We start from the raw sequence: 1262 nt of genomic DNA, 5'->3' as shown, positions 1-1262 counted from the left end.
CATGTTCCGGTCACTTATCCAGATGATGCTGGCGCTTAACGGTTTCGGCGATATCCCGCTACACCGCCAGCCGCGCCTGGTCTTTGATACTCGCAAAAAAGCCGATTTAGGCCAGTTTGCCACGGCTGTATCAACGTTGGTTAACGCTGGCATGGATACCATCCCCGTCAGTTGGGTTCACCGCGAGGGCGGTATTCCGCAACCCCAGGAGGGTGAAGCGGTGCTCCAGCCGCGCACCAGTGGCAGTGGGCTAGCCAACTTACGCCAGGCTTACCCCGTTAGCCCTGGTGTGGGCCTCGCCGCCCTATCCCAAACGGAAGAGGTGCCAGAGAGCGACCCCGGCCAACAGGCGATCGATACCATGCCACCCCTGTCTGATGCGGTGGGAGATGCCATGAACCAGCTACTGGCCCCGATGATTGCCGCCCTGCGCCAGGGGAAGAGCGCTGATGATGCGATGAATATCCTGGCCGAGGGCTATCCGCAGTTGGATGATACCCAACTGCGCGCCCTCCTGACGCAGGCTATTTTTGTGACCGACCTGTGGGGGCAGCTCCATGCCAACACCTGAGAAGGTAGAGCTGGCCTACGCCCTCCAGCTCGCCCCCGCCGAAGCGGTGGCCTATTTCGAGTCCAAGGGGTATGCCATCGGACTGCACTGGTACGACGTATACGCCGAGGCCCAGGCGAAAGCATTCACCATCGCTGGCGTGATGAAGCTGGATATTCTGAAAGATATGCGCGATGGCCTACAAAAAGCCCTCCAGGAGGGGGACACGCAGACGGACTTCAATCGCCAGATACTCCCCATTCTGGAGCGTAAGGGATGGCTGGGGAAAGGGGTGGTGATCGATGAGACCACGGGAGAACTCCAGGGCAAGCGGCTGATGCCGCGCCGACTGGACACCATTTTTCGCACCAATATGCAGTCGGCCTACAATGCGGGGCGCTACCGGGAACAGATGGCCAACGCGGCCAGCCGTCCGTATCTGGAGCGTGTGGCGGTAATGGATAGTCACACACGCCCGGTACATGCTGGCCTTAATGGGTTTATCGCGCCTATCGATAGCCCGGTGTGGGGCTTCCTCTACCCACCTGATGCCTACGGTTGCCGGTGCCGTGTGCGTGCCCGCTCAGCAGCGGAAGTGGAAAAACAGGGGTTGACGGTTTACCACCCGGACGTTATCGAGATCGATCAGGAGTTTGGGATACCGGGAGAAACCCGCAAGGTGCCGGCAATGATTAACCCCATGACGGGCGCA

At 60.0% G+C, this 1262-nt stretch carries 2 protein-coding genes; both read left to right on the top strand.

From position 1 onward, the window contains the following. Positions 1 to 571, top strand: a 571-nt coding sequence (locus EHO01S_RS17120) for a phage portal protein family protein (protein ID WP_035371041.1), incomplete at its 5' end; no start/stop codon positions are given. Next, the coding region (locus EHO01S_RS17115) for a phage head morphogenesis protein (RefSeq protein ID WP_024525075.1) at positions 558 to 1262 on the top strand (705 nt) is incomplete at its 3' end. The genes EHO01S_RS17120 and EHO01S_RS17115, both read left to right, overlap by 14 nt.

The organism is Edwardsiella hoshinae NBRC 105699 = ATCC 33379 (assembly GCF_000474215.1).
In the GTDB taxonomy this organism is placed as follows: domain Bacteria; phylum Pseudomonadota; class Gammaproteobacteria; order Enterobacterales; family Enterobacteriaceae; genus Edwardsiella; species Edwardsiella hoshinae.
This window is presented reverse-complemented; position numbering and strand designations above follow the sequence as displayed.